The organism is Microbacterium sp. SCN 71-21 (assembly GCF_001725695.1).
Taxonomy (GTDB): domain Bacteria; phylum Actinomycetota; class Actinomycetes; order Actinomycetales; family Microbacteriaceae; genus Microbacterium; species Microbacterium ginsengisoli.
Map to the genome: position 1 here is coordinate 14,808 of NZ_MEGA01000056.1, position 7,304 is coordinate 22,111.

General features: G+C 73.5%; 7 protein-coding genes and 1 pseudogene. 7 read left to right on the forward strand and 1 reads right to left on the reverse strand.

The window, feature by feature from the left end; translation table 11 throughout:
* From ABT08_RS09275 to ABT08_RS09285, 3 genes and pseudogenes are all read left to right on the forward strand, one after another.
* A pseudogene (locus ABT08_RS09275) lies at positions 1 to 222 on the forward strand (pyruvate dehydrogenase (acetyl-transferring) E1 component subunit alpha); the annotation flags it as partial.
* A complete protein-coding gene (locus ABT08_RS09280; RefSeq protein ID WP_056210326.1) occupies positions 219 to 1,229 on the forward strand; it encodes an alpha-ketoacid dehydrogenase subunit beta in 1,011 nt (336 codons plus the stop codon). The pseudogene ABT08_RS09275 and the gene ABT08_RS09280, both read left to right, overlap by 4 nt.
* On the forward strand, positions 1,226 to 2,656 hold the full coding sequence (locus ABT08_RS09285) for a dihydrolipoamide acetyltransferase family protein (RefSeq protein ID WP_056210325.1): 1,431 nt from the start codon (positions 1,226 to 1,228) through the stop codon (positions 2,654 to 2,656). Before ABT08_RS09280 ends, ABT08_RS09285 begins: the two co-directional genes overlap by 4 nt.
* A 132-nt stretch (positions 2,657 to 2,788) precedes the next feature.
* Here ABT08_RS09285 and ABT08_RS09290 read toward each other — a convergent pair whose 3' ends face one another.
* The gene (locus ABT08_RS09290) at positions 2,789 to 3,397 is read right to left on the reverse strand and encodes a TetR/AcrR family transcriptional regulator (protein ID WP_056210322.1); all 609 of its coding nucleotides are present in this window, start codon (positions 3,395 to 3,397) and stop codon (positions 2,789 to 2,791) included.
* A gap of 110 nt (positions 3,398 to 3,507) precedes the next feature.
* Between ABT08_RS09290 and ABT08_RS09295 the strand changes: the two genes are divergently transcribed.
* The 4 genes from ABT08_RS09295 to ABT08_RS09305 form a co-directional block, all read left to right on the forward strand.
* On the forward strand, positions 3,508 to 5,118 hold the full coding sequence (locus tag ABT08_RS09295; RefSeq protein WP_288114784.1) for a carboxyl transferase domain-containing protein: 1,611 nt from the start codon (positions 3,508 to 3,510) through the stop codon (positions 5,116 to 5,118).
* A complete protein-coding gene (locus tag ABT08_RS09300) occupies positions 5,115 to 6,887 on the forward strand; it encodes an acetyl-CoA carboxylase biotin carboxylase subunit (RefSeq protein ID WP_502685883.1) in 1,773 nt (590 codons plus the stop codon). The genes ABT08_RS09295 and ABT08_RS09300 overlap by 4 nt, the downstream gene beginning before the upstream one ends.
* A complete protein-coding gene (locus tag ABT08_RS13195) occupies positions 6,884 to 7,012 on the forward strand; it encodes a biotin/lipoyl-containing protein (RefSeq protein ID WP_353743288.1) in 129 nt (42 codons plus the stop codon). Before ABT08_RS09300 ends, ABT08_RS13195 begins: the two co-directional genes overlap by 4 nt.
* Positions 7,009 to 7,304: acyl-CoA dehydrogenase family protein (locus ABT08_RS09305; RefSeq protein ID WP_288114785.1), on the forward strand; the 296-nt coding region annotated here is incomplete at its 3' end. The genes ABT08_RS13195 and ABT08_RS09305, both read left to right, overlap by 4 nt.

The following is a 7,304-nucleotide window of genomic DNA, read 5'->3' on the forward strand; positions in this document are numbered from 1 at the left end:
CTCGGCGCGATGGATGACGCGTTCGCGGCCGAGGTGGCCGTGGCATCCGATCAGGCGGCCGCCGACATGCGCGCGGCGTGCCTCGCGATGACGACGGCGCCCGCCCTGAGCGTGTTCGACCACGTCTATGCCGAGCCGCACGCGGCGCTCGCCGCCCAGCGCGGCCGGTTCGCAGCCTACCTCGACGGGTTCGAGGGCGCCGAGACCGAGGCCGCAAGATGACGACGCTCACGATGGGCAAGGCCCTCAACGCCGGACTCCGGCGCGCGCTCGCCGACGACGACCGCGTGCTCGTCATGGGCGAGGACGTCGGACGCCTCGGCGGGGTGTTCCGCATCACCGACGGACTTCAGGCGGAGTTCGGTGCGCAGCGCGTCATCGACACCCCGCTGGGCGAGGCGGGCATCGTCGGCACGGCGGTCGGGCTCGCGTTCCGTGGGTTCCGGCCGGTCGTCGAGATCCAGTTCGACGGCTTCGTGTACCCCGCGTTCGACCAGATCGTCTCGCAGGTCGCGAAGCTGCACTACCGCTCGCAGGGGCGGGTTCGGATGCCCCTGACCATCCGCATCCCGTGGGCGGGCGGCGTGGGCGCGGCGGAGCACCACTCCGAGTCGCCGGAGGCCTACTTCGTGCACACGTCGGGGCTGCGGGTCGTGGCGGTCTCGAACCCGCAGGACGCCTACACGATGTTGCGCCAGGCGATCGCCTGCGACGACCCGGTGGTCTTCTTCGAGCCCAAGCGGCTCTACCACGCGAAGGGCGAGGCCGACCTCGACGGCGACCTCGCCGATGCGCCCCCGATGGGTCTCGCCCGTATCGCCCGTGAGGGCACAGATGTCACCGTGCTCACCTACGGCGGGCAGGTGACCACGGCTCTCGACGCGGCCGTCGCCGCGGAGGACGAGGGCGTCTCGCTCGAGGTCATCGACCTCCGCTCGCTGTCGCCGGTCGACTATCGCACCGTGACCGCATCGGTGCGCAAGACCGGACGGGTCGTCGTCGTGCACGAGGCCGCCGCCGAGGCGGGTGTCGGCGCGGAGCTGGTCGCGAGCGTCACCGAACGCTGCTTCACCTTCCTCGAGGCGGCGCCCGTGCGGGTGACCGGGCACGACATCCCGTACCCGCCCGCGAAGCTCGAGAAGCACCACCTGCCCGACCTCGACCGCGTGCTCGATGCGGTCGACCGCGTGCTCGACCGGCCGAACAGCTTGACGGGGGTCGAGCTGTGAGCGTCGAGTTCGCCCTGCCCGACCTCGGCGAAGGTCTCGCTGACGCCGAGATCGTGCAGTGGCTGGTCGCCGAAGGCGACACCGTGACCCTCAACCAGACCCTCGCCGAGGTCGAGACCGCGAAGGCCATCGTCGAGCTGCCGTCGCCGCACGCGGGTGTCGTCTCCCGACTGCATGCGGCCGCAGGCGACACGGTCGACGTGGGGGCTCCGCTCGTCACGTTCGACGCAGCGGTCGAGGCGGCCAGCGATGCCGTGCCCGCCGAGCCGGCGCCGGTCGACTCCGCTCCCGCCGAGCCGGCAGTCGGCGGGGAGGCCGCGGCATCCGTCGATGCTGATGCTGACACTGATGCCGACGACGAGCACGAGGATGCCGCGCCCCGCCCGAACCTCGTCGGGTACGGCGCGCTCGCCCGTTCGGGCGCGCGCCCGCAGCGGCGTCCGCGTCGGGTGCGCGAGGTCGCCGAGGTCGACACGGCCGTGCTCGACGCGGCGCCGCACGACGCGCACGTGAGTTCTCAGGTCGACGACGGCCCGCTCGAGCGACTGCGGTCCACGCCGCCGGTGCGCCGGCATGCGAAGGAGCTCGGCGTCGAGCTGGCGCTCGTCGCGGCCGCCGGGGCGACCGGCGTCATCACCCGCGCCGACGTCGACGCGTTCGCCGCGCGCGTCGGGGCGTCGGCGCCCGCGGGGCCAGGCCCCGCCGTCGCACCGGCTCTGGCCGCGGCATCCGATCGTCACGTGCCCGTGCGCGGCGTGCGCAAGCGCACGGCCGAGGCGATGGTGCGCAGCGCCTTCACCGCCCCGCACGTCACCATGTTCCACACGGTGGATGTCACGGCGACCACCGCGTTCGTCGCCTCGCTGCGCGACGACCGTGCGCTGGCCGGGCACCGCATCGGGGTGATGGCGGTCGTCGCGAAGGCGGTCTGCCTCGCGCTCGGCGCGACGCCGTCGCTCAATGCGACATGGGACGAATCGGGGGAGGAGATCGTGGAGCACGCCGCTGTTCACCTCGGCATCGCCGCCGCCACCGACCGCGGACTCGTGGTGCCCGTCGTGCACGACGCCGGTCGGCTCGGACTCGTCGCCCTCGCCGACGCGATCGGCGACCTGACGCGCACCGCGCGCGACGGGCGCACGACTCCCGCCGGGTTCGCCGGCGGCACGTTCACGATCAGCAACGTCGGGGTGTTCGGTGTGGAGGCCGGCACCCCGATCCTCACGCCGGGGCAGTCCGGCATCCTCGCGGTGGGTGCGGTGCAGCGTCGGCCGTGGGAATGGCAGGGGGAGGTGGCGCTGCGCGACGTCGTGACGCTCAGCCTGTCGTTCGACCACCGCGTCGTCGACGGCGAGCAGGGCGCCCGGTTCCTCACCGACGTCGGCGGTGTGCTCACGGAGCCTGGCCGCGCGATGCTCCTCGGGTAGTCCGAGGCCCCGGGAGACCCCGCGGCCGGTGATCCGGTCGCGGGGGTCTCGCGCGCGTGCGGCGCGCAGCCGTGCACGGTGGCCGCTGTGCGGGGCCGCACGGTTGCGCGGCCACCTCGCCGCGCGGCGGGCTCAGGCGTCGAGGGCGCGCAGCGCGAGGTCGTGCAGGATCGCCCCGACGGTCTGGTCGCCGGGGGCGCCGCGGAGGCCGCGCACGCTGTGGGGGGTCGAGTTGATGAGGCCGAACACGGCGTGCGCCCGCACGCGCAGGTGGGTCGCGGGCACGTCGGGGTGCCGGTGCTGCAGCACGCGGGTCCACAGTTCGACGTACTCGCGCTGCAGGCGTCGCACGCGATGGCGGTCGGGGTCGTGCAGGTTCTCGAGGTCGCGATCCTGCACGCGGATGACGTCGGCGTCGGCGAGGGCGAACGCCACATGGAAGCGCACGAGCGCGTCGAGCTGGTCGCCGGGATCGTCGTGGGCGGCGATGACGGCCCGGCCGCCCTCGAGCAGCCGTTCGCTCGCGCCGACCAGGATCTCGCCGAGCAGTGCCTGCTTGCCGGCGAAGTGCCGGTAGAGCGCGGGGCCGCTCACGCCCACGGCGGCTCCGAGCTCTTCGATGGACACCGCGGCGAACCCCTTGCGGGCGAACAGGGCGGATGCCGCGCGCACCAGGGCGTCCTGCCGTTCGGTCTTCGCGCGCTCCCGCGCGGTGGGCGTCTCGACGTCGTTGTCGGCCACGCCGCCCCCTTGTCATCTCGGTTAGCGGACGCTAACGTGAATTCCAGTTAGTGAACACTAACACTGCGGCGCATCCGATGGGGGATGCGAACGACATCGATGGAGATGGGATGACCGCGACCGACACCGTGACCGGCATCGCCGGCGCCGCCGACGTGCGCACCCAGGCGGACCTCGCCCGGGAGCTGCGTGCGCGTCTCGCTGTCGCGGCCGAGGGCGGGCCCGAGGCATCCCGTCGTCGTCACACCGAGCGCGGCAAGCTGCTCGTGCGTGACCGCATCGCCCGACTGCTCGACGAGGGCAGCCCCTTCCTCGAACTCGCCCCGCTGGCCGCCGACGGGCTCTACGACCCAGACGCCCCGGGCGCCGGTGTCGTCGCAGGCATCGGCCTCGTGCACGGGCGCCACGTCATGGTGATCGCCAACGACGCGACGGTGAAGGGTGGCACCTACTATCCGCTGACGGTGAAGAAGCACCTGCGGGCGCAGGAGGTCGCGCTCGAGAATCGCCTGCCGTGCATCTGCCTCGTCGACTCGGGTGGCGCATTCCTGCCGATGCAGGACGAGGTCTTCCCCGACCGCGACCATTTCGGTCGCATCTTCTTCCACCAGGCGCGCATGTCGGCCGCCGGCATCCCCCAGATCGCCGCGGTGCTCGGCTCGTGCACGGCGGGCGGCGCGTACGTGCCGGCGATGAGCGACGAGACGGTGATCGTGCGGGGACAGGGCACGATCTTCCTCGGCGGCCCGCCGCTCGTGAAGGCCGCGATCGGCGAGGTCGTCACGGCCGAGGAACTCGGCGGCGGCGAGCTGCACGCCCGCACGTCGGGGGTCGTCGACCATCTCGCCGACGACGACGCCCACGCGCTCGAGATCGTGCGCGACATCGTCGCGACCCTCCCCGCGCCTGCGGCCCCTGCCTGGGACATGCGGGCCAGCGTGCCGCCCGCGGCCGACCCCGCCGAGCTCTACGACCTCGTTCCCGTCGACGTCACGCAGGCGTACGACGTGCACGCCGTGATCGAGCGCCTCGTCGACGGCGACCCCGACGGGTGCTCGTTCCACGAGTTCAAGGCCGACTACGGCACGACGCTCGTGACCGGCTTCGCGCGTCTGCACGGCCACCCCGTCGGCATCGTCGCCAACAACGGCGTGCTCTTCGGGGCATCCGCTCTGAAGGGCGCCCACTTCATCGAGCTGTGCGACCAGCGCGGCATCCCGCTCGTGTTCCTGCAGAACATCTCGGGATTCATGGTCGGTCGTGACGCCGAGGCCGGCGGCATCGCGAAGGACGGCGCCAAGATGGTCACCGCTGTCGCCACCACCCGCGTGCCGAAGTTCACGGTGCTCATCGGAGGCTCGTTCGGGGCCGGGAACTACTCGATGTGCGGGCGCGCCTACAGCCCCCGCTTCCTGTGGTCGTGGCCGGCCAGCCGCATCTCGGTCATGGGCGGTGCGCAGGCGGCGACGGTGCTCGCGACAGTCAAGCGCGACCAGCTCGAGGGCCGCGGCGACGACTGGTCGACCGGAGAGCAGGAGGAGTTCGAGGCGCCCATCCGCGCCCAGTACGAGCAGCGCGGCAACCCGTACTACGCCACCGCCCGGCTCTGGGACGACGGCATCGTCGACCCGCTCGACACGCGCGACCTGCTGGGGCTCGCCCTGGACGTCGCCTCCCGCACGCCGCTTCCCGCCCCGGCCTTCGGGCTCTTCCGGATGTGAGCGACGTGCCCCTCTTCGACACCGTGCTGGTCGCGAACCGCGGCGAGATCGCCCGCCGGGTGATCCGCACGCTGCGGCGCCTCGGCATCCGGTCGGTCGCCGTCTACAGCGACGCGGACGCCGGCGCGCCGCACGTGCGCGAGGCCGACGAGGCGGTGCGCATCGGCGAGGCCGCCGCCGCGCGCAGCTACCTGAGCATCGACGCGCTGATCGCGGCCGCGCAGGTCACGGGCGCGCAGGCCGTGCACCCCGGCTACGGGTTCCTGTCCGAGAGTGCCGCGTTCGGTGCGGCGTGCGCGGCCGCCGGCATCGTCTTCATCGGGCCGGGCGAGCGCGCGCTCGAGGTCATGGCCGACAAGATCCGTGCGCGCGATCACGTCGCCGCGCACGGCGTGCCGATCGTTCCCGGCTTCAGTGCGGCGGCGCTCGGCGACGACGAGATCGCCGCGCGCGCGGCCGACGTCGGGTTCCCGCTGCTCGTGAAGCCCTCCGCGGGCGGCGGCGGCAAGGGCATGGAGGTCGTGACGGATGCCGCGGCCCTCCCCGCAGCGCTCGAGACCGCCCGGCGCGTGGCCCGGGCCGCCTTCGGTGACGACACGCTCCTGCTCGAGCGGCTGGTGACCCGACCGCGCCACATCGAGGTGCAGGTGCTCGCCGACGCCCACGGGGCGGTCATCCATCTGGGGGAGCGGGAGTGCACGCTGCAGCGGCGCCACCAGAAGGTCGTCGAGGAGTCCCCGTCGCCCGCCGTCGACGCGGCGCTGCGCGCGCGTCTCGGTGCCGCCGCCGTCGCGGCCGCGGCATCCGTCGACTACCGGGGTGCCGGGACCGTGGAGTTCCTCGTGTCGGCCGACCGCCCGGAGGACTTCTTCTTCATCGAGATGAACACGCGGCTGCAGGTCGAGCACCCGGTCACCGAGGCCGTCACCGGCATCGACCTCGTCGAGCAGCAGCTGCGCATCGCGGCGGGCGAGCAGCTTCACATCGCACAGAGCGACGTCGTGCTCGACGGACATGCCGTCGAGGCGCGCGTGTACGCCGAGAGTCCCGAGCGGGGCTTCCTGCCGGCGACCGGCGAGGTGGTGCGCTGGCTGCCCGCCCCGGGCGTGCGCACCGACGCGGCGGTCGAGACCGGATCGCACGTCACCACCGACTACGACCCCATGATCGCGAAGGTGATCGCCCACGCACCCACCCGGGCCGCCGCGCTCGCCGCGCTCGACCGCGGTCTGCGCGACACCGTGTTGCTGGGCGTCGAGTCGAACATCGGATTCCTGCGCGACCTGATCGCGCTGCCGGCGGTCGTCGCCGGCGACCTCGACACCGGCATCATCGAGCGGATGCCGCCTCCCGCCCCGCGTGCGCCGACCGAGGCCGCCCTGCGGGTCGCGGCCGCCGCAGCCCCCGCGCCCGGCGCGACGGAGCCCGCTTTCGCCTCGCCGCTCTGGCGGGCGGGAAGCGGGTGGCGCGCCTCGGCGCCCGCTGTCGTCGCCGAGCGGGCTTTCGCGACGGCGGACGGCGACGTCGTCGCGGTGCGCCCCGCTCCCGTGACCGGCGAGAGCGCGCGGGATGCGGACGGCACCGTGTGGGTGCACACCGCCGACGGCACCTGGGCGCTCACCCCGCTCAGCCGTCGCGCCGCCGACGAGCGGCGGCGGGCGCGGCGTGAGCGGGGGGATGCGGCATCCGACCCCCGGCTCGCCGCGCCCATGCCGGGCACGGTCGTCGCCGTGCCGCCGGCACCCGCATCGTCACGATCGAGGCCATGAAGATGGAGCACCCCCTCACCGCGCCCCACGACGGCACGGTGCACCTCGACGTCGCCGTCGGCGACCAGGTGAGACTGGGGCAGGTGCTCGCCCGCGTCGACCCCCACCCGGAAGGAACACCATGACGCTCACGCACGACTACGACCTCACCGACGACGAGCGCGAGCTCGCCGCGATGGTGCGCGCGTTCGCCGACGAGGTGGTGGCGCCCCGCGCGTACGAGGCCGACCGCACCCACACCCTGCCGCTCGACATCGTCGCGCAGATGGGGGAGATCGGTCTGTTCGGACTGCCTTTCCCCGAGGAGGTCGGTGGCCAAGGCGGCGACTACATGGCCCTGTGTCTCGCGATCGAGGCGCTCGGACGCGTCGACCAGTCGATCGCGATCACCCTCGAGGCCGGCATCGGGCTGGGCGC

What these genes read in the sequence shown, in the direction of transcription:
- ABT08_RS09295 (WP_288114784.1), top strand. Translation starts at nt 3,508, where the DNA reads ATGACCGCGACCGACACCGTGACCGGCATCGCCGGCGCCGCCGACGTG.
- ABT08_RS09280 (WP_056210326.1), top strand. Translation starts at nt 219, where the DNA reads ATGACGACGCTCACGATGGGCAAGGCCCTCAACGCCGGACTCCGGCGC.
- ABT08_RS13195 (WP_353743288.1), top strand. Translation starts at nt 6,884, where the DNA reads ATGAAGATGGAGCACCCCCTCACCGCGCCCCACGACGGCACGGTGCAC.